Raw genomic sequence first — 18,941 nt, 5'->3', positions numbered from 1 at the left:
TTAGCTCACGTTCCTTATTTACTTGAAAAACAAACAATCCAAAAATAAGCACTATGTACACAACAGGTACTAAAAATGCCCTATTTGGCAACTGCAATAAAAATCTAGCAGCTACTGTAAGGACAATAATTTTTTTAATTAACCTACTATTACCTATCTTTCCAATTTTTTTAAGGCTTATTCATAACATCATCTTACCAACTTCTCCATTGGACCATACCTCTTTTTGTCTTTCTATTAAAAGAACCTTTACTTTACATCTTTTATTATAAATGTCATCGCTTTCATAGTCAATATTTATTCTACCTTATCAATCACTTTTGTGATGAAATAAATTTTTAAGTGATAATAACTATTTTTCCTGTGATAAAGTGACGAAAAACTTTATTTTATCCAATCAGAGTGCTTTTTTAACTCCATAAGTTCTTTTTTATAAGAAAATGGTATTAAAATTTTTTTCAAGTATCCGAAAAAACAAATAGTCAATCCATCTGCTTCCACACGTCTTATTTTGGCTGGATGAACCAATAATCCCCGCCCAAAAGAAATAAGAGCTGGAATTTTATTTTTTACTTCCGTAAGTGTTCCACGAATTAAACATTCATTATCACTTGTAACGGCGTGAAGATAATTACGATGATTTTTATTTCCCTCTATGTATAAAAGTGAATTTACAGCAATAGGAAAGCCATTGATTTTAACTATATTATCAGAATTAACAAAAACAAATTTAAGTGCCTTTTCAATCATTTGTTTAATATCAGCATCATTATTACTTCGTACTGTCATTTGTGTCCACAGGGCTGAAGCTGTGAGAGAGAGTAAATCTGAGCTCAGTCTATCATCATCTGTATAAATCACAAAAAATATTTGTGTATTTAATGCTTGTAATTTTTTAAGTATTAATAGCTCTGATTCTGTTAATATCTTTACAAAATAAATTCCTATATATTCTCTATGAGCAGCCAAATATTCATAAGCATCCGCATGATGTAGAAAGATTCTTGTTGCGTAGATTTCCTCTTTTATGTTTAAGGTCTTTTCTTTTTCTAATATAAATTTTTCTAAACGTTCACTTTCTTGAAAATCTGCATCAACGACTACTATTTTTATTTTTAACATTTTATCATCAATCATTTTTATTTAGATTCTTATTATTTATTAAGTAGCATATAACCACTATAATAAAGCAAATCACTCCTCATATTTTTGTTCGTTATAAACTACACTCATTCTACCTTTAACTTTCCTAAATATCAAGAGCTTATTATTTTTGAAACATCCATTAATATAACAATTGACGTACAAAAAAAGACGCTTTAGCGTCTATTTCTTGTTACTTATTCAAAAACGAACTGATTACGATAAAGTTCTGCGTAGAATCCACCTTGAGCAACAAGTTCGTGGTGATTGCCTTCTTCGATGACTTCACCATCTTTGAGGACGATGATTTTGTCTGCATTGAGGATTGTTTTCAGGCGGTGAGCGATAACAAATGATGTACGTCCTGCAATCGCTGCTTCCATTGCCCATTGAATTTGTTGCTCGGTGACGGTATCAACGTTTGATGTTGCTTCGTCAAGGATAAGTAATTCTGGGTTTGTAAGGATTGTACGTGCAATCGAGATTTGTTGTTTTTGTCCTACTGAGAAGACAGACTCATCATCGCTGACGTGTGTTTCGTATTTCTCTGGTAAGCTTTCAATAAACTCGTGAATGTGCGTTGTTTTTGCGACTGTTTCGATTTCTTCTTGAGTTGCATTAGGTTTACCAAACTTGATATTATCAGCAATCGTACCATCAAAGAGTGTTGACTCTTGTAATACAATACCGACATTGCTCCGCAAACTATCTAAGTCAAATTCACGGATATCTTTACCGTCAAACTTGATAGAGCCAGAGTTGACATCATAGAAACGGTTCATCAAGTTCATGACAGTTGTTTTACCTGAGCCTGTAGGCCCAACAAGAGCAACCATTTGACCTTTTTTCACGTTAATATTAACATTTTTTAGGATTGGTTTTCCTGGGAGGTATTCAAAATCAAGATTTTCAATCTGAACGCCTTCATTGATGTGTTCAAGTTTTGCACCATTTTCAGGACGAACTTCTTCTGGTTCATCAAACATAACATTCAAACGTGTTGCGCCTGTAATGGCAAGTTGAAGTTGGCCAAAGTTAGATGAAATTTGCATGATTGGATTGTAGTATGTTTGTACATATTGGACAAAGGCAACTAAAAGTCCAAGTCCAGTAGCGATTGACATACTTTTATCGTTCAAGACATAAGCTGTTCCACCGAAGATGACAATAGCGATAGTTAAAAGTTGGAAACCATTCATTAATGGGAAAATCATACCTGACCAAGCTTGAGCAGCAAATGTACGTTTTTTAACTTTTGCATTGTGTTTTAAGAAGCCATTGATAGAATCTTCTTGTAGCCCTTCAACGATGATTTCTTTTTGTCCAGAAATCTTTTCGTCCATATAGGCATTCAGTTGTGAGACTTCTTCTTGTTGTTTATCCGTTGCTTTTTTCGATTGACGAATAATCACGATTGCTGCAATGATTGCAACTGGTGAAGCTGCTACAGTCAATAAAGCAAAAGTAATATTTTTATCAAAAATCTGGATAAGCACACCAACAAAGATAGCGGCATTTGATACAACAGAAACAAGTGCTTGATTGAGTGTATTTTGAATATTATCTAAGTCAGATGTGAAACGTGCTAAGATATCTCCATCTTGATGACGGTCAAAGTAAGAAATCGTGAGACGTTCCAATTTACCAAACAAACCTTTACGCATACGATTTGTTGAATGCGCAACGATACGGCTAAAGAGCAAAGTGTAAATCAGCATAGATACGCCTGTTGCGAGATAAACAAGGAGAAGTTGCCACATACCTTTCATGAAAGTAGTAGTACTTGCAGCATGTGAATGGGCAATGGCAGTCGCTTGGTTAATCGTCATGGCAGAAGCTTGATTAAACTTATCTGCTGAGATGTGCATACTAGCTGCCGTTTGGTGAGCCATCTGAAAGACTTCAGACATTTTAGTTGTTCCAGGTAAGTTCGCTTGTTGAATAAGTGGTTGGAAACCGTCCAACATTTTTTTCATTCCTGCGGCGCCTTGATGTGTGAAATAATCTTTCACATAAGTTCCCAGATTTGTAATGGCATCTCCCAGTAGAGAAGGTGCGATAACTTGCAACCATGTTGCTAAGATGATGAAAATCATGATAACGACAAATTGAAGTTTATATTTTTTAAGATAAAGATAGAAAAATCGGATGGCACGTGTGGTGTCAGACATTTTCTTTTGTGGTTTTGTTGCGTTTTCCATGTCTTAGTCCTCCTGTGCTTTCTGTGTTTCATAGATTTCTTGATAGATTTTATTGCTTGCGACAAGTTCGTGGTGCGTGCCTTGTCCAACAAGTTTTCCCTGGTCAAGGACGAGGATATTATCAGCGTGAACAACTGAAGAAATCTTTTGTGCGATAATGATTGTCGTTGTATTTTTAAGTTCTTTGTCCAATGCTTCTTGTACAAGTTTTTCAGATTTAGCATCAAGTGCTGATGTTGAATCATCAAGAATTAGGACGTTTGGATTTTTAACAACACCACGTGTGATAGACATACGTTGTTTTTGTCCACCTGAGAAGTTGTTTCCACGTTCTTCAACTTCTGCTTCATATTGTCCATCTTTTGTTTCAATGAACTCGGCAGCTTGAGCAATTTGTGCGGCACGAGTCATTTCATCATCTGTTGCATCTGCTTTACCTTGCTTGATATTGCCTGCAATCGTACCTGAGAACAGAATCGCTTTTTGCAAAACGATGGAGATATTTTGTTTCAAAGTTCCGCGACTGACTGTTTTGAGGTCTTTTCCGCCAATGGAAACTGTTCCTTCTGTTGGGTCAAAAAGTCGAGGAATGAGCTGAGCAAGTGTTGATTTACCTGCACCTGTCGCACCAACGATACCAACCATTTGACCTGATGAGATTTCAAAACTGATGTCTTTTAATGTTGCTTCTTCGTCGTTTGGATAGCTAAATGAAACGTGGTCAAACTTGACTGAACCTGTGAGTTCTTCATCTTTAGCATTTTCATCAAATGACATTGCTGGGTCAGTTTTCAGAACTTCATTGATACGTCCGATAGAGACCATACCACGTGAGGCAAACATGGAAATCATACCACCCATGATGATGGCAAACATAATCATTCCCATGTAAGTCATGAATGTTGCAATCCCACCAATGCTGTCTTGAGCAATTTTTGGTGAGTCAGTAACGAATGTAGAAACGATGTAGATAGCAAGCCAAATAGCGCCTTGAGCAATGATTGTAAAAAGTGGAATCATCGCTGAGAAAAGTTTTCCAACTGCCCAGTTGTGATCGTAGAGTTCGTCAGATGTTTTATCAAATTCAGTGATTTGATTTTTTTCTTGGACGAATGATTTTACGACACGTGAGCCACGCAGATTTTGTTTGGCAATCGCGTTGATACGGTCCATCAATTTTTGGAATGCCATGAAATGTGGTCCCATGCGTCCCATGAGGACGGCTGTGACGAGAACAATCAAGATAATCAAAAGAACGGTAATCCACCAAAGTCTTGGCAATGTTGTAATTGAAAGAACAACGGCACCAATCAAGAGGACGGGAATACGCATCAAGATTTGGAAAATCATCATCATCAAGTTTTGAACTTGTGTGACGTCATTTGTCATGCGGACAACGAGATTTCCTGCGTTGAATTGTTCAACATTCTCATAAGAAAATGTATTGATTTTTTTGTAAGTTGCTTCGCGGACATCGGCTCCGATTTCTTGGGCGATACGTGCTGCTGAGAGTGTGCTAAAAATCGCAAATAAAATACCGATTCCAGCAACAATCAAGAGTTCTATGCCGTAACCTTGAATCTTGTCAGACATTTGATGACGGCTGTAAGTCGTTGATGACATGACCGTCATGATGTGTTTCATGATTTGAGGTTGGTAGAGCTGCACTCCTGCATAAATGAAGGTTGAAATAATAGAAAAAATGGCAACCCACTTATGTTTCATGATAGATTTGAATATCATAAAATTCCTTTCTTATAGGTAGAAATGTAAAAAATACATTCACTTGGTTTTGTTAATTCATTGTTAACACAAAAATACATCAATGAAATTTTTTTAAGCAGACTATTATAACATTATTTTTTAGGCTACACAAGAATTCTTTCTTTGTAGATTTCATATTATAGTTAGTTTGGTTTAAAATAATCTAACAAAATTATTTTAAACCATTTTGACAGTTCTGTCAAAAATTTAAGACTTATTTTTAATAAAAAAGTATTTTTGACAGAACTGTCAAAAAATATTTCCCCTAAAATACTGATTTTTGTTATAATTATCTTATGCAAAATATCAGAACAAACAATCTAAAAATCGCTGAACGTGGCATTTGGGTCAGTATTGGCGCTTATATTTTTCTTTCTATTGGGCAAATCGCTGTCGCTGAATTGGTGCATTCTGACGCCTTACGTGCCAACGGTTTTAATAATGTCACAGATATTCTTGGCAATATCGCAATTTTGATTGGCTTGCGGATTGCGCGGATTCCAAAAGATGCCGACCACACTTATGGTCATTGGAAAGTCGAGTCAATTGCCAGCTTGATTTCGAGTTTTATCATGTTTCTCGTTGGCTTTGAAGTCCTGCGCGAAACGGTGATGAATTTTGTCAATGGTACTTCTGAATCTGTTGACCCGATTGGCTCTATTGCTGGTTTGCTTTCTGGTTTGATTATGCTGGTGGTTTATTTTTATTCCCGCAATCTGGCGAAAAAAACGCGTTCACAAGCACTCATCGCATCAAGCAAAGATAATCTGAGCGATTCTCTGACTTCATTTGGTACTGCGATTGCCGTTGTTGCTTCAGCAATTCATATGGAATGGCTTGATAAAGTGATGGCTGTCGTGATTTGTGCTTTCATTTTAAAAACTGCTTATGACATTTTCCGCGACTCAACTTTTAGTCTGTCAGACGGTTTTGATGACAATCTGCTCATTGATTATCAACACGCTGTGGAGCAGCTGCACAAGGTAAAACGTGTGAAAATGATGCGTGGAAGAATGTACGGCAGTAATATTTTTCTTGATGTTGTGGTTGAAATGTCGCCTGATTTATCCGTTTTTGAAAGTCATGAAGCGACTGAAGATATTGAAAATCTCCTCCGTGAGCAATTTGATGTTTTTGACACAGATGTTCACGTCGAACCTGCTGCGCTCCCAGAGGAAGAACAATTTGCCTCGCGCGCACTGGAATTATTACCCAAAGAAGAACAGTTTTTAAATGATGAAAACATTGAAAATCTGATAGAAAAAGACAATTTTCAAGAAATTCTTTTTGACGGAACTGTCATAAATTCTGTGGAAAAATTGACAAAACTGTCAAAAAAAAATCTGGCTATCAAAAATTATCAAGCCAAGCAAGTCAGTAAAAAAACTTTCATTTTGACTTACGAATACACTGATAGCACTGCTTCATACATGGTCAGTAGCACTTGGCGCCGCAATGAATATTGGTATTGTATTTTCCGTCAGACAACAAAAATAATAAAAGAATGAAAAAAAGATGAATAAACAAGAAGAACGACAAGGTCAGCTCATGAGCGACTTGACTGACATTTTCAATAAAAATAATCTCCTCAGAAAACCGCTCATGGAGCAGGAATTTCGCGAACTCAGTCTCTCCGAAATCGAAGCTCTGGAAGTGATTGACACACTCACTGCGCCAAATGTCACAAAACTTGCTGAAGCACTTTATATCACGCGCGGTGCGGCAAGTAAAATCAGCAAAAAACTCATCGCAAAAAAACTCATCGCTTCTTATCAACTTCCAAGCAATAAGAAAGAAATTTATTTCCAACTCACGGACCAAGGAAAATCAATCAATAAACGTCACTCAGACTTGCACAAACAATTTCTCACAGAAGACAAAAGTGTTTTTGACCAACTTTCATCAGAAGAATTGACAACACTGGAAAAATTTCTCAGCTCCTACAATCAGCATCTCGACCGCATTATCCGAGAAAATTTAAAAAATTGATTTTGACGAAACTGTCAAAAAATATAAATCCGATTTTTCAATGAATTTCGGATTTTTTTATTACAAATTATTTTTGACAGCTTTGTCAAAAAATATTTTATGAAAAATCGCACCTTTTTTGTTGACAAAGAAACAAAATAACGATATACTATTATTGTTTCCAAGGAAACCTAAAGAAAGCAACAAAAAAACCTTCCACAGAAACTACATTATACATGGAGGTTCTATCTATGAACATCAACAAACACGCCCTTATCTTTGGGCTTATCTCAACATTTCTCACAGGATTAGGATTTACTATTATATCTCCTGTCGTCCCATTTATGGTTGCTCCTTACACCACTTCACACACGCAAGCACTCGCCGTTACAGCGCTGACTAGCGTTTATGCACTCTGCACTTTCTTTGCTGCTCCCGGACTTGGCGCACTTTCTGACCGCTATGGTCGTAAACCAATCATGCTCTTTTGCCTTGCAGGTTCGACAGTTGGTTACCTCGTCTTTGGACTGGCTGGCGCTCTCTGGATGCTTTTTGTCGGACGCATTATTGACGGCATTACTGGTGGAAATATCGTCACACTTTTTGCCTATTTTGCCGACATTACTTCCGAAGAAGACCGCACAAAAGTCTTTGGCTGGATAGCTGCAGCAGTCGGTATCGGCACGATTACTGGCCCTACGATTGGCGGACTTCTCGCCCATTTTGGCAATCCTGTTCCCTTTTATTTCGGTGCTGCTATCTCACTTCTCAACCTACTTTACGGACTTTTTGCCATGCCTGAAAGCCTCGCCCCAGAACTTCGCCTCAGCAAACTCCCAGCTTCCAGACTCAATCCTTTCACACAACTTTTTGAAATCTTAACAATGAAAAATCTCTCACGTCTTCTCGTTGCAGGATTTCTCCTCTGGATTCCCTCTGGTGCTCTACAAGCCATCGTCAGCCAATTTTCCCTCGACAGTTTCGCTTGGCGCCCAGCTATCATCGGACTCGTCTTTTCCATCATGGGACTACAAGATATTGTGACCCAAACACTTGTCATGCCTCATCTCATCAAACGCATGAACGATGCACAACTCACAACACTTGCCATCACGAGTGAAATCATCGGTTACGCACTTATCGCCATAGCAAGCTTCACAGGCATCTGGGAATTTTTTATCCTAGCTATGTTCATCTACGCTTTCGGCGATTCCATCTTCGGCACAGCTTTCAATAGCAAACTCTCCAAAACAGCCACACCAAGTGAGCAAGGAAAACTTCAAGGTGGTTCTCAAGCCCTCCAATCCCTCGCTCGCATCATCGGTCCTCTCATTGGTGGACAAATCTACATCTCCCTTGGACACGCTGCCCCAGCAATCATGGGCGTACTTCTCCTAGTTGCAGCTCTCTTCATTCTCCATCATCATAAAGTAAGAGTGGGTGCCATTAACAACTAAATAAAAAGCTTGGATACAAAATATCCAAGCTTTTTAATATCTTCATTCTTACCCTATTTACTGATAAAATCTCATCAATTCCTCATAAAAATCTTGTATTTTTAAACTTTTTTTCTTGCTAAAATAATTTGTGGAGAGAACTTTATGAAATTGAATTTTAACAAAAAACTTTACTATGGCATAGGTTTAACAGCACTTCTACTTTTTTTACTCTTAGCCTTCATTATCAAATCAGGCTATACAACCACACCTTTTGCCTTTGACAGTGAGATTGATAACTTTGCTTATAGCCTACAAAGCTCATCTTTATTGATAGCATTTTTTACAGCCCTCACCAACTTTTTTGGAGATGCAAACTTTGAGTTGACTGGAATCGTAATGCTTATCTTATTCTTTGTATTTCGTAAAAGACTTGGAGCAATCTGGTTCGGAATTTTAGCTATTGCTAGTACGGTCGGAAATTCTATCATTAAAAATTTTATCGGTCGCTTACGACCTGATGGTCATCGTATAGCAGCCTTCGCACATTATGGAGGAATGAGTTTTGCCAGCGGGCATTCTGTCTTTGCAACAATATTTTTAGGCTGTCTCTTTCTCATCTTTTCAAATAGAATGAAAACACAAACTAGCAAATGGATTTTCGGACTTCTTAGCTTTTTCATCGTCTTACTTGTCATGTTTTCCCGTGTTTTTGTCGGTGTCCATTATCCCAGCGATACTCTAGGCGGACTTTTGGAAGGAATAGCCATTCTATTTCTGACTTATCCTATTTATTTTAAATACCGAGTTCAAAAAAATAGCCATTAAGTTTTTCAATAGAGAGATTTTCCTATTATCCATAAGTGTATAGAAAAAGAGTTTATATAAACTCTTTTTTCGTTAAATATACTTCTATTTTCAATTTTTTACAAAACAAAAAAATTTATTTATCTTCCAATACTTCATACCTTTGAGGAAAAACATAAGTATTTACGATAGAATAATCATCGTTTTGAGCATCAAACACTAACCACTCACCCATCGTTCCATAATAAGGTACTTGATTTTTTCGCTCCATGACCTGAAGCCTTGTATCATCGAACTTTAACCAACGAATTTTCCCTACATCAAATGCCTTTCTAACCCATTCATCTTCTAACGTATTATCAGAAATCTTCCAAACTTCTACTTTCTCACCCTTATATTCTGCTTTCATGCTATCCGCCTCTTTAAGATTATCAAATCTATAATCATCATGATAAATAGTCAAAAATTACTCTTAGTCATCTGTATTTTTTGACTATTTCTTCACATTCATTATATCATAATTTCATTTGAGTGTATTCTAAAAATTTCAATCATATAAAAAATAGAGTTTATACAAACTCTATTTTTGTTCATTATAACGCCTTCTCAACCTCAATAATCGCTGTTTCAACGGCTATTTTTTGGTTGTTAATCAGAGCGACGCGGGCTTCAATTTGTTTGATTGCCATTTCGATAGAGCGTTTCAAACCTTGTTTTTCAAGTTTTGGTTCAAAGAATGCTTTGTATTCTGCGAGTTTTTCGGATGTTTTAAAGACATTTCCTGGATAAATCACAAACTTGTCATAGCTCATATCGCCACCAAGCTTTTCTTCTAACCAATCCCAGTTTGCTTTTTCCCATTCCCAAGCAGCATCTTGTGCAAAGTCTGTGCGCAAGAGATAGAACCATGAGAAGGCGATATCTTGCGGTTTTACAATGTCTGCATTTTTAAAGCTAGCTAAGAGATTTGCTACGGCTGTTTCATCTTTAACCAGTGCGACAGCAGCTTCCAACTCGCGTTTGAACTCTTGCAGACTTGTTTTCACATAAGTTTCACGATATGTTTTCACAAGTTCAGCAGAGTTTGTTGTCTTGATTTCATTATTCAAGACGATAGGACGGATATCTGCTGGGATTGTTGCAAGATTTTCCTTGTGTGCTGTAAAAATTTCACTTGCTTTAGCTTTGGCTTCTGCATTTTCTGCAAATAAAGTACGAGATAAGGCGATACCACGAAGTGTTTCATCTCCAGCGGATTCTCCTGCAACTTTATTCCAACCAAGGCGTGCATAATTTTTCGAGAAAAGTTTGCCAACAAGTGCTTTATAAGAACTTTCAAGCGCTGTATCTTCATCTACAAAGATTTCGAGTTCAGCAACGAGCTGACTCAAGCCTGTATTGACAATATAGCTGTTTTCGTTAGTAAAGTAAGGCAGGATATTTACAACGTCTGCAAAACTAATCAACTCGGCTTTTGCAAGGAGTTTACGGTCTTGAATAAGTTGGAACTTCGTGACGTTTTCAAGGCTAGATACACTTTCCAGCAAGTCCGTCAACAATTCTCCTTTGTAGTCAATGATATAATGTGCCATATTTGCATCATTTAAGAACAAAGCTTTACCAGCATTTGCGGCTTTCAAGGCTGCATAATTTGGAATTTCAACTTTTTCAGTTGAGAGTAAGTCAGGAAGCCCAGTCCAGTTACTGTTAAGTGGAACATTCCACAAGCGTGCTTTATCTTCACTTTCGCCAATGAAAAATTGTTTTTGGCTCAAAATGAGTGTGTCATTGACAACTTCTGCTGTGACAACTGGATAACCGGGTTGATTGACCCAACTGTGCATGAAGCCTGCAACATCTTTGCCAGATACTTCTGATAAAGCGTTCCAGAGGTCATCACCTGTTGTATTGCCGTATTTGTGTGTTTCAAAGTAGAGATGAAGTCCAGCGGCAAAGTCGGTATCGCCAAGCCATTTGCGAAGCATGACCATCAGACGTGAACCTTTTGCATAAACAATCGCTGGGTCAAAGAGTGTTCCAATCTCATCAGGATGATTGACATCAACGTGAACAGACTGTACGCCGTCTGTTGCATCTCGTGTGAGTGCCATCGTTGCTTCTGAGATAGAGAAACTTTCCCAGACATTCCATTCTGGTTGAAGTGCGTCGATTGAGACGTATTCCATATTGTTGGCAAAACTTTCGTTGAGCCACAAATCGTCCCACCATTTCATCGTTACAAGGTCACCAAACCATTGGTGAGCAAGCTCGTGAGCGATGACTGTTGCGACATATTGTTTGCTGGCAACTGTGGCATTTTCTGGGTCAACGAGCATACATACTTCGCGGTATGTGATACAGCCCCAGTTTTCCATTGCTCCTGCTGAAAAGTCTGGTAAAGCAATGTGATAACTATGTTGAAGTGGATAAGGGGTTTTATAATAATCTTCGTAAAACTCAATGCTCCGAATGGCAATATCAAGTGGGAAATCAAGTGCTTCTGGACTATGCGCTTTTGTTGAGAATGCGCCAACTTCTACGCCAGACTTTGTCTTGCCTTTTTTGTATTGCAAGTCGCCGAAAACGAATGCGAGGAGGTAAGAACTCATGCGCACAGTACGTTCAAAAACGTGAATGCCTTGAATATTAAGTAATTCTGGCATATTTGAAACGATGATATCATCTGCTTCTTCGTCAAACTTGACTGAGAGGTCAAAGGTTGCTTTGGCTTCTGGTTCATCAATAGATGGGAAGGCTTGGCGGGCAAAATGACTTTCAAACTGTGTGCCGATAAGCATTTTCTTTTCGCCATTGACTTCATAATATGAAGGGTAGATGCCCATCATATTATCTGTGAGCGCTGCTTCATATTCAAAACTGACTGTCACTTTTCCTGTGCAACCAACGCGGACGGCGATTTCATCATTTGCTTCGTCAATGATAAAGTTTGTTTCTACACTAAATGCGCGCACGCTTTTGATGTTTAAGTCTTTTGCGTGGAAAAAAATCGTATCAGCAAGTGCTTCACCTTTGATAGCGACTTGTCCTTTGAAAGTCTTTGATTTGCGGTCAATATCCAAGAAAATCTTATAATTTTCTGGAATAAATGTGTCAATGAGATGTTTTACAGCCATGTCTTCTCCTAAATTATGAATTTGTTCTTATTATACCAAATTTTATGAAACTTTTCGAGCTCTATTTTTGCTTGTCAAAAATATGATTTTATTTGATGGCTGCTAAAGCTTTGCTATAATTGGGTTCGGCTGTGATTTCATTGACTATTTCGCTGTAGATAATCTCGCCGTTTTTGATGACAAAGACAGATCTGGCTAAGCGTCCTGTGAGTGGTCCTTCGTTTATCAGGAGACCATAAGCTTTGGCAAAATCGCCATTATCAGAAAGAATTGTCATGTCTATATCTTCTGCTGCGCACCAGTTGCGCTGTTCATCTGCTGTATTGTTTGAAATACTTAAAAAATCAATGTCTTGATGCTCACTGGCTTCGAGGTTGAAATGCTTGGTTTGCAAGGAGCAAGTGGAAGTATTGATATCTGGAAAAATACTGAGAAGTACTGGTTTCGTCAGTTTTGAGAGTGTCACGCTGCTTCCTGAAAGGTCTGGAAGTGTGAAATCTGGTGCTTTGCCTTGTGTTACTGGATTAATTGTTGCTACTTTTTCACCATTGATTTTAATTTCTTGGGTCATATTTTTTACCGCTTTCTATTTGAACACTTATTTCCTCATCTTATCATTTTACTATGTCTTTTTCTAAGAATACGCTTAAAAATAATTTAGAAAATGTGTGTGAAATTAGAAAAAACTGTACACAGTGTGTGTACAGTTTTATTTTGCTGTTAATTTATAGTAGAGTTCGCCAACATTGCCTTGGAAATCTATATTTTCTCCGTTAATTTCTAGGGAGATGACTTTGTGATTGTCGTCGATAGCGGCTTGGTCTGCAAGCTGTGCGTTGATGAAGTCATTGATATCTTCAAATTCTTCGGTAAATGTGATACCATTTAGGGTTTTACAAGTTATTTTCATGATTTTTCCTCGATTATTTCAAAAGCTAGGCTTGGTTTTGCATTCAAATCTAGTCCTGCAAAATGTTGTTTTTGCCATTCAATATAAGCTGCTGCTGCTATCATGCCTGCATTGTCTCCACAAAGACGAAGCGGTGGAATGATAACTTTTGTATCTGTGATCTCTGTGGTCAGTCGTTCGCGTAATCCTTGATTGGCTGAAACTCCGCCACCAACGATGAGTGTTTTGACTGGATATTTTTCTAAGGCAAGTTTTGTTTTTGCAATCAAAACGTCAAGTACTGCGGCTTGGAAAGAAGCTGCGAGATTTTCTAGGTCATCTTGCACGGGATTTTCGCCTTTTTGCTCGGCATTGTGAACAAGATTGATGAAAGCTGATTTTAGTCCGCTAAATGAAAATTCTATTTCATTTGTTGTCATCATTGCCCGCGGAAAATGGTAGGTGTCATTTCCTTTATGCGCCAGCTCATCAATAGCTTTGCCACTTGGATAAGTCAAGCCCATCACGCGCCCGACTTTGTCATAAGCTTCGCCTGCCGCATCATCACGTGTTTCGCCGACTTTTTCGTAACTGCCTTCTTTTTCGACATAGACGAGTTCGGTGTGCCCACCGCTGACGAGGAGCGCCATTGCTGGGTATTCAATCTTATCAACAAGTGCGCCTGCCATCATGTGTCCTGCCATGTGATTAACTGGAATGAGTGGAAGATGATTTGCCCATGCAAAAGTTTTGGCTGCCATGATGCCAATGAGAAGTGCGCCGACAAGTCCTGGACCTTCAGTCACTGCAACGGCTGTCAGGTCTTTTGCACTTATTTTTGCTTGCTCAAGAGCTTCGTCAATACAAGCAGTAATTTGTTCAACGTGATGTCGGCTGGCAACTTCGGGAACAACGCCGCCGAAACGTTTGTGACTATTGATTTGGCTGGCAATAACATTGCTCAAAAGCTCTGTATCATTTTTTAGGACGGCGACAGATGTTTCATCACAAGAGCTTTCAAATGCTAAGATATATGTGTCTTTCATGATTTTTCTTTTCTTTTTTCTTGAAATATTTTTTTGACAGTTCTGTCAAAAATATTTTTATTGTTAATTTTGTATTTTTCTCATCAAAATCGCATCATCAGCTGGTTCTGTGTAATAATTTTTTCGGATGTGATAGGCTGTAAATCCTTGTTTTTTGTACAGTTCTTGCGCTGGAAAATTTTGCGCGCGGACTTCCAGAAATACATTGCCTGAAAAAAACGAGAGTTGGTTGAACAGGGCAGTTGAAATTCCTTGGCGCTGGAAATCTTTGCACACTGCGAGATTTGTGATTTCCATCTCGTCCATCATTTCTGATACTGCGAGAAATCCAATAGGCTGATTTTCGTCAGTCATTGCCAGAAAATAACGGCTCCAATGCAACTGCAAATCCTCGGAAATATAGGTTTTTGACCAAGGAGATTTGCCATAAACATTGACCAAAATATCAAAAATGTCGTCTGTCAGCTCTGATAAATTTTTGACAGTTCTGTCAAAACGTTTAATCTTCATTTTTCAGCTTCTTTACCATCAAAATCGCATCTCCGCCGTCATCGTAGTAAGCTGGCAAAAGTTGCTCAGTGGCAAAACCATTGCGACGGTAAATCGCCTGCGCCTGCGTATTGTCGCGGCGCACTTCTAGTGTCATTTCACCTTTTCCGAGTGCCGTCATCAACTGGATAATCTGCTGAATCAGCGTCGAAGCAATGCCACGTTTTTGAAAAGCTTGACGCACGGCGAGATTGGTAATATGGATATTTTGTCCGTGGTTAATCACGCGCGCACCAATAAATCCTACAACTTTCCCCTCAGTCTCAGCTACAACGAAAAATGCCAAATCATTTTGCACAATTTCATGCTCAAAATGAGAAAAAGTCCAAGGCAAATCTCCCTCGTAAACATCACGCTCAATCGCCAAAAAATCAACAATATCAGTACGTTCCGCCAGTCGATAATGCACTCCATTACGTTCTGACTCCAGCACGATATCGTCCATATCCAAGTAACGCCGCGGGCTAAATCCTTTGAACGTAGTTTTCAGTATCGTTAGTACTTTCTTCATGATTCTCCAACCATTTCTCTTCCGCTTCGACTTTTTTCAGGTAATGTGGCGCAAATCCATGTACAGACACGGGCGACAGATTTTCCGCAATTTTTGCGATTTCATAAGCTGATGGCAATTTTGTCAAACTGTCTGACAGGATTTGTGAGCTATCAAAGCCTGCAGCTTCAATGTCCGCCACAAAATTTTCTGTCTCACCAGTAAAAATCACTTGGTCAAATAAGTTTACTTTTTCTGACAAGTCTGTCAAAAACTCGCTGAACACACAATGTTGGTCAGCAACAACAACTTTGCCATTTTCATAAACTGCTGCATAAGCATTGCCACGGCGTGCATCCATCACTGGGACAACCAAACTTTTTGGACTTTTTATCCGCGCAGCAATCGCCAGCAAACTAGACACACCAACGATTTCCTTATCCAAAGAATAAGCCAAAGTTTTCCCAACAGTCGCTGCCAATCGCAAGCCTGTATATGAACCCGGTCCTTGCGCCACAGCAATTCTATCCAAGTCAGCAGCATCAAATCCTGCCTGCGCCAGCAAAAAGTCCACCGTCGTCATCAATGTCGTGCTATGATTTTTCTTCACATTCAAATTCACTTCGCCAAGAAGCACACCGTCAGCCACCAGAGCCACAGACAAACTTTTTGACGAACTATCAAAAGCTAATATATTCATCTTTTTTCCTATTATATACAGTAATTATTTTTTTGACGAAAATGTCAAAAAATTTCTAGTTCTATTTTACCACGCTTCAGACACAACTTCCACCCTCGCCCATTTTCAGAACGTTTTCATTTCAATAATTTATCAAAAACAGTCACCTGCGCTTTTCATTCTACCTCAAATATGCTAAAATAAAAGTAATTGCAATTACAAGCAAACAAGAACCATTGTAAAATGAAAGGATTGCGAGCAGCGCTCGTAATAAAATATAAAATGATTTTTAAAGTATTCTATCAAGCAGACAAAACACGTTCACCACGCCGTGAAACAACACAAATCCTCTATCTCGACCTTGACGTCAAAGATGAAAAAGAAGGCATCATCGCAGGACGCGAAGTCATTGCAAAAAACACAGATTATATCGTTGAATTTATCGACGCCCTCAGCGACGAAGCACTCGAATACGAACGCGAAAATACTGACGTTACAATCACAACATTTTAATATATGAGCAAAAACCGCATTGAAAGTCTCTCAGACGGTATTTTTTCAATAGTGATTACCCTCATGGTATTCAACTTTAAGATTCCTACAGACGGAAAACTTAGCACAAGTTTTTATGCGATGCTCTTTGCTTATTTTACAAGTTTTGTACTTGTTACAAGTTTTTGGATTAGCCACCATCACGAGATTAATGCACTCAGGCGAGTAGATTCAACCATTCTTTGGGTAAATAATCTCACTCTCCTACCTATCACACTTCTCCCCTTCACAACAGGTTTTCACGGTACTTTTCCAAATTCAAAAGAAGCTGCCCTTTTTTACTCAGGCAATTATTTACTGATTACTATTGGACTTTACACTTTAGGCAACTTCGTATCCAAGCGTTCAGATGTAGAACACGATGCTTATGCTTCTCATATCAATCATGTCCGCACAACCATGATGGTTTTGTGCATTATTCTCATCATACTTGCATATTTCATCCCAGCCTCCACGAGCTTTAGTATTCTCCTCGCGACTGTGTTTTGGGTGTTCTTCGTGACCTTTACACGCAAAAAGAACAATATCAGTCTCTAAACTATTAAATTTGATAATAAAATAAAAAATCATACACACTTTACTCACAAGAAAGGACAAAATGTCAAAACCACTTAATATAAAACCCGAGGAAGTTGCCGTTTATGCAGTCGGCGGACTCGGAGAAATCGGGAAAAACTGTTACGCCGTCGAATATCAAGACGAGATTGTCGTCATTGATGCCGGTGTCATGTTCCCCGAAGATGACCTTTTAGGCGTTGATTACGTCATTCCAGATTACAGCTACCTTGTTGAAAATCAAGACCGTATCAAAGGACTTTTCATCACTCACGGCCACGAAGACCACATTGGCGGTATTCCATTTCTTCTCAAAGAAGCCAATATCCCAATTTACGCAGGACCATTCAGCCTCGCTCTTATCCGTGGAAAACTCGAAGAACACGGACTTTTGCGCGATGCAAAACTCTACGAAATCCATGCCAATAGTGAAGTCAGTTTCAAAAATCTGAAACTCAGTTTCTTCCAAACCACTCACTCTATTCCAGATCCAATCGCTGTCGTCATTGACACACCTCAAGGAAAAATTGTTGAAACAGGTGACTTCAAGTTTGACTTCACACCTATCGGTACTCCCGCGGATTTACACACAATGGCTCGTCTCGGTTCTGAAGGTGTGCTCCTTCTCATGAGTGACTCAACCAACGCCGAAATCCCAATCTTTTCAAATTCTGAAAAAGTTGTCGGTGCCAATATCATGAAAATCTTTGAGCGTATCGAAGGACGTATCATCTTTGCTTCATTTGCTTCCAATGTTTATCGTCTTCAACAAGCTGTTGATGGCGCTGTAAAAACTGGACGTAAAGTTGCCGTATTTGGACGTTCTATGGAAAAAGCGATTGCCAACGGTCTTGAACTTGGTTATATCAAAGCACCTCAAGGAACATTTATCGAGCCGAACGAAGTCAATCAATACAGCTCAAGCGAACTTGTCATCATGTGTACGGGTTCTCAGGGCGAACCAATGGCAGCGCTCAGTCGTATTGCCAACGGTATGCACCGTCACATCACTCTACAAATGGGCGACACAGTTGTTTTCAGTTCAAATGCCATTCCGGGAAACACTTACGGTGTCAATCAACTGATAAACCGCATCGAAGAAGCTGGTGCAGAAGTCATCTACGGAAAAATGAACAATATTCACACTTCTGGACACGGTGGACAACAAGAGCAAAAACTCATGCTTCGCCTCATCAAGCCAAAATACTTCATGCCTTGTCACGGTGAATATCGAATGCTCAAAATTCACGCTGGACTTGCCCAAGATACTGGCGTTCCAAAAGAAAATTGCTTTATCATGGAAAACGGTGATGTTCTCGCATTAACTGCTGACTCTGCCCGTAAAGCCGACCACTTCTCCGCCGAAGATACTTATGTTGACGGTTCAGGAATTGGTGATGTTGGAAATGCTGTCTTGCATGACCGCCATGAGCTTGCCGAAGATGGTATTGTCCTTGCCGTTGCCACAGTTGACTTTAACACAAAGATGATTATCGCAGGACCTGATTTACTCAGCCGTGGGTTCATTTATATGCGTGAGTCGGGCGACCTTATCCGCTCAGGTCAGCGTGTTCTATTCAACGCTATCCGCGAAGCGCTCAATCAAGAAAATGCAAATGAAGCAACGATTGCCCGTGCAATGCGTGAAGCTCTCAGTCCTTTCCTTTATAAACAAACTGAACGTGAACCCCTCGTCGTACCAATGGTAATGACACCTGATAAATAAAT

Annotated in this window: 18 protein-coding genes; 7 read left to right on the top strand and 11 right to left on the bottom strand. The window is 38.9% G+C overall.

The window, feature by feature from the left end; all coding sequences use genetic code 11:
• Positions 1 to 384 precede the first annotated feature (384 nt).
• The 3 genes from KJS36_RS08630 to KJS36_RS08620 form a co-directional block, all read right to left on the bottom strand.
• Positions 385 to 1,137, bottom strand: a complete 753-nt coding sequence (locus tag KJS36_RS08630) for a LytTR family transcriptional regulator DNA-binding domain-containing protein (protein WP_244842871.1) — start codon at positions 1,135 to 1,137, stop codon at positions 385 to 387.
• Between the two features lie 203 nt (positions 1,138 to 1,340).
• Positions 1,341 to 3,314, bottom strand: a complete 1,974-nt coding sequence (locus KJS36_RS08625; protein ID WP_373306163.1) for an ABC transporter ATP-binding protein — start codon at positions 3,312 to 3,314, stop codon at positions 1,341 to 1,343.
• Between the two features lie 33 nt (positions 3,315 to 3,347).
• The gene (locus KJS36_RS08620; RefSeq protein ID WP_213536516.1) at positions 3,348 to 5,069 is read right to left on the bottom strand and encodes an ABC transporter ATP-binding protein; all 1,722 of its coding nucleotides are present in this window, start codon (positions 5,067 to 5,069) and stop codon (positions 3,348 to 3,350) included.
• 335 nt (positions 5,070 to 5,404) lie between these two features.
• Here KJS36_RS08620 and KJS36_RS08615 point away from each other — a divergent pair, with 335 nt between their 5' ends.
• The 4 genes from KJS36_RS08615 to KJS36_RS08600 all read left to right on the top strand — a co-directional run bounded on the left by KJS36_RS08615 (position 5,405) and on the right by KJS36_RS08600 (position 9,340).
• A complete protein-coding gene (locus tag KJS36_RS08615; RefSeq protein ID WP_213536515.1) occupies positions 5,405 to 6,616 on the top strand; it encodes a cation diffusion facilitator family transporter in 1,212 nt (403 codons plus the stop codon).
• Between the two features lie 7 nt (positions 6,617 to 6,623).
• The gene (locus KJS36_RS08610) at positions 6,624 to 7,097 is read left to right on the top strand and encodes a MarR family transcriptional regulator (protein WP_213536514.1); all 474 of its coding nucleotides are present in this window, start codon (positions 6,624 to 6,626) and stop codon (positions 7,095 to 7,097) included.
• Positions 7,098 to 7,327: 230 nt separating this feature from the next.
• The gene (locus KJS36_RS08605; protein WP_213536513.1) at positions 7,328 to 8,533 is read left to right on the top strand and encodes an MFS transporter; all 1,206 of its coding nucleotides are present in this window, start codon (positions 7,328 to 7,330) and stop codon (positions 8,531 to 8,533) included.
• 144 nt (positions 8,534 to 8,677) lie between these two features.
• On the top strand, positions 8,678 to 9,340 hold the full coding sequence (locus tag KJS36_RS08600; protein ID WP_213536512.1) for a phosphatase PAP2 family protein: 663 nt from the start codon (positions 8,678 to 8,680) through the stop codon (positions 9,338 to 9,340).
• Between the two features lie 115 nt (positions 9,341 to 9,455).
• On the opposite strand, the gene KJS36_RS08595 is transcribed toward KJS36_RS08600, so the two are convergent.
• The 8 genes from KJS36_RS08595 to tsaB form a co-directional block, all read right to left on the bottom strand.
• The gene (locus KJS36_RS08595) at positions 9,456 to 9,728 is read right to left on the bottom strand and encodes a hypothetical protein (RefSeq protein WP_213536511.1); all 273 of its coding nucleotides are present in this window, start codon (positions 9,726 to 9,728) and stop codon (positions 9,456 to 9,458) included.
• A gap of 184 nt (positions 9,729 to 9,912) precedes the next feature.
• Positions 9,913 to 12,453, bottom strand: a complete 2,541-nt coding sequence (locus tag KJS36_RS08590; RefSeq protein ID WP_213536510.1) for a M1 family metallopeptidase — start codon at positions 12,451 to 12,453, stop codon at positions 9,913 to 9,915.
• An 88-nt stretch (positions 12,454 to 12,541) separates the two neighbouring features.
• On the bottom strand, positions 12,542 to 13,024 hold the full coding sequence (locus KJS36_RS08585; protein ID WP_213536509.1) for a thiol peroxidase: 483 nt from the start codon (positions 13,022 to 13,024) through the stop codon (positions 12,542 to 12,544).
• A 138-nt stretch (positions 13,025 to 13,162) separates the two neighbouring features.
• Positions 13,163 to 13,363 carry a DUF4649 family protein gene (locus tag KJS36_RS08580; RefSeq protein WP_244842862.1) on the bottom strand — a complete coding sequence of 67 codons (201 nt, stop codon included), beginning with the start codon at positions 13,361 to 13,363 and terminating at the stop codon, positions 13,163 to 13,165.
• The gene (gene tsaD / locus KJS36_RS08575; protein ID WP_213536508.1) at positions 13,360 to 14,388 is read right to left on the bottom strand and encodes a tRNA (adenosine(37)-N6)-threonylcarbamoyltransferase complex transferase subunit TsaD; all 1,029 of its coding nucleotides are present in this window, start codon (positions 14,386 to 14,388) and stop codon (positions 13,360 to 13,362) included. Before tsaD ends, KJS36_RS08580 begins: the two co-directional genes overlap by 4 nt.
• A gap of 63 nt (positions 14,389 to 14,451) precedes the next feature.
• Positions 14,452 to 14,898 carry a ribosomal protein S18-alanine N-acetyltransferase gene (gene rimI, locus KJS36_RS08570; RefSeq protein ID WP_213536507.1) on the bottom strand — a complete coding sequence of 149 codons (447 nt, stop codon included), beginning with the start codon at positions 14,896 to 14,898 and terminating at the stop codon, positions 14,452 to 14,454.
• Positions 14,888 to 15,448, bottom strand: coding sequence for a ribosomal protein S18-alanine N-acetyltransferase (gene rimI / locus KJS36_RS08565; RefSeq protein ID WP_213536506.1), 561 nt, complete (start codon positions 15,446 to 15,448; stop codon positions 14,888 to 14,890). The genes rimI (KJS36_RS08570) and rimI (KJS36_RS08565) overlap by 11 nt, the downstream gene beginning before the upstream one ends.
• Positions 15,402 to 16,127: a tRNA (adenosine(37)-N6)-threonylcarbamoyltransferase complex dimerization subunit type 1 TsaB gene (gene tsaB / locus KJS36_RS08560; RefSeq protein ID WP_213536505.1), complete on the bottom strand. Its 726-nt coding sequence runs from the start codon at positions 16,125 to 16,127 to the stop codon at positions 15,402 to 15,404. Before tsaB ends, rimI (KJS36_RS08565) begins: the two co-directional genes overlap by 47 nt.
• Positions 16,128 to 16,388: 261 nt before the next feature.
• Here tsaB and KJS36_RS08555 point away from each other — a divergent pair, with 261 nt between their 5' ends.
• From KJS36_RS08555 to rnjA, 3 genes are all read left to right on the top strand, one after another.
• A complete protein-coding gene (locus KJS36_RS08555; RefSeq protein WP_213536504.1) occupies positions 16,389 to 16,619 on the top strand; it encodes an RNA polymerase epsilon subunit in 231 nt (76 codons plus the stop codon).
• A 3-nt stretch (positions 16,620 to 16,622) separates the two neighbouring features.
• Positions 16,623 to 17,195, top strand: coding sequence for a TMEM175 family protein (locus KJS36_RS08550; protein ID WP_213536503.1), 573 nt, complete (start codon positions 16,623 to 16,625; stop codon positions 17,193 to 17,195).
• Positions 17,196 to 17,256: 61 nt separating this feature from the next.
• Positions 17,257 to 18,939 (top strand): ribonuclease J1, encoded by a 1,683-nt coding sequence (gene rnjA / locus KJS36_RS08545; RefSeq protein ID WP_213536502.1) that lies wholly within the window; start codon positions 17,257 to 17,259, stop codon positions 18,937 to 18,939.
• Positions 18,940 to 18,941 lie beyond the last annotated feature (2 nt).

Origin of the sequence: Lactococcus nasutitermitis (genome assembly GCF_018403765.1) — a bacterium.
Lineage (GTDB): Bacteria > Bacillota > Bacilli > Lactobacillales > Streptococcaceae > Lactococcus > Lactococcus nasutitermitis.
The sequence above is the reverse complement of the archived record's forward strand: the minus strand, read 5'-3'. Positions and strand labels throughout refer to the sequence as shown.

What these genes read in the sequence shown, in the direction of transcription:
- KJS36_RS08585 (WP_213536509.1), bottom strand. Translation starts at nt 13,024, where the DNA reads ATGACCCAAGAAATTAAAATCAATGGTGAAAAAGTAGCAACAATTAAT.
- KJS36_RS08605 (WP_213536513.1), top strand. Translation starts at nt 7,328, where the DNA reads ATGAACATCAACAAACACGCCCTTATCTTTGGGCTTATCTCAACATTT.
- KJS36_RS08610 (WP_213536514.1), top strand. Translation starts at nt 6,624, where the DNA reads ATGAATAAACAAGAAGAACGACAAGGTCAGCTCATGAGCGACTTGACT.
- rnjA (WP_213536502.1), top strand. Translation starts at nt 17,257, where the DNA reads ATGTCAAAACCACTTAATATAAAACCCGAGGAAGTTGCCGTTTATGCA.
- tsaD (WP_213536508.1), bottom strand. Translation starts at nt 14,388, where the DNA reads ATGAAAGACACATATATCTTAGCATTTGAAAGCTCTTGTGATGAAACA.
- KJS36_RS08590 (WP_213536510.1), bottom strand. Translation starts at nt 12,453, where the DNA reads ATGGCTGTAAAACATCTCATTGACACATTTATTCCAGAAAATTATAAG.
- KJS36_RS08615 (WP_213536515.1), top strand. Translation starts at nt 5,405, where the DNA reads ATGCAAAATATCAGAACAAACAATCTAAAAATCGCTGAACGTGGCATT.
- KJS36_RS08600 (WP_213536512.1), top strand. Translation starts at nt 8,678, where the DNA reads ATGAAATTGAATTTTAACAAAAAACTTTACTATGGCATAGGTTTAACA.
- KJS36_RS08630 (WP_244842871.1), bottom strand. Translation starts at nt 1,137, where the DNA reads ATGATTGATGATAAAATGTTAAAAATAAAAATAGTAGTCGTTGATGCA.
- KJS36_RS08595 (WP_213536511.1), bottom strand. Translation starts at nt 9,728, where the DNA reads ATGAAAGCAGAATATAAGGGTGAGAAAGTAGAAGTTTGGAAGATTTCT.
- rimI (WP_213536507.1), bottom strand. Translation starts at nt 14,898, where the DNA reads ATGAAGATTAAACGTTTTGACAGAACTGTCAAAAATTTATCAGAGCTG.
- tsaB (WP_213536505.1), bottom strand. Translation starts at nt 16,127, where the DNA reads ATGAATATATTAGCTTTTGATAGTTCGTCAAAAAGTTTGTCTGTGGCT.
- rimI (WP_213536506.1), bottom strand. Translation starts at nt 15,448, where the DNA reads ATGAAGAAAGTACTAACGATACTGAAAACTACGTTCAAAGGATTTAGC.
- KJS36_RS08625 (WP_373306163.1), bottom strand. Translation starts at nt 3,314, where the DNA reads ATGTCTGACACCACACGTGCCATCCGATTTTTCTATCTTTATCTTAAA.
- KJS36_RS08550 (WP_213536503.1), top strand. Translation starts at nt 16,623, where the DNA reads ATGAGCAAAAACCGCATTGAAAGTCTCTCAGACGGTATTTTTTCAATA.
- KJS36_RS08580 (WP_244842862.1), bottom strand. Translation starts at nt 13,363, where the DNA reads ATGAAAATAACTTGTAAAACCCTAAATGGTATCACATTTACCGAAGAA.
- KJS36_RS08620 (WP_213536516.1), bottom strand. Translation starts at nt 5,069, where the DNA reads ATGAAACATAAGTGGGTTGCCATTTTTTCTATTATTTCAACCTTCATT.
- KJS36_RS08555 (WP_213536504.1), top strand. Translation starts at nt 16,389, where the DNA reads ATGATTTTTAAAGTATTCTATCAAGCAGACAAAACACGTTCACCACGC.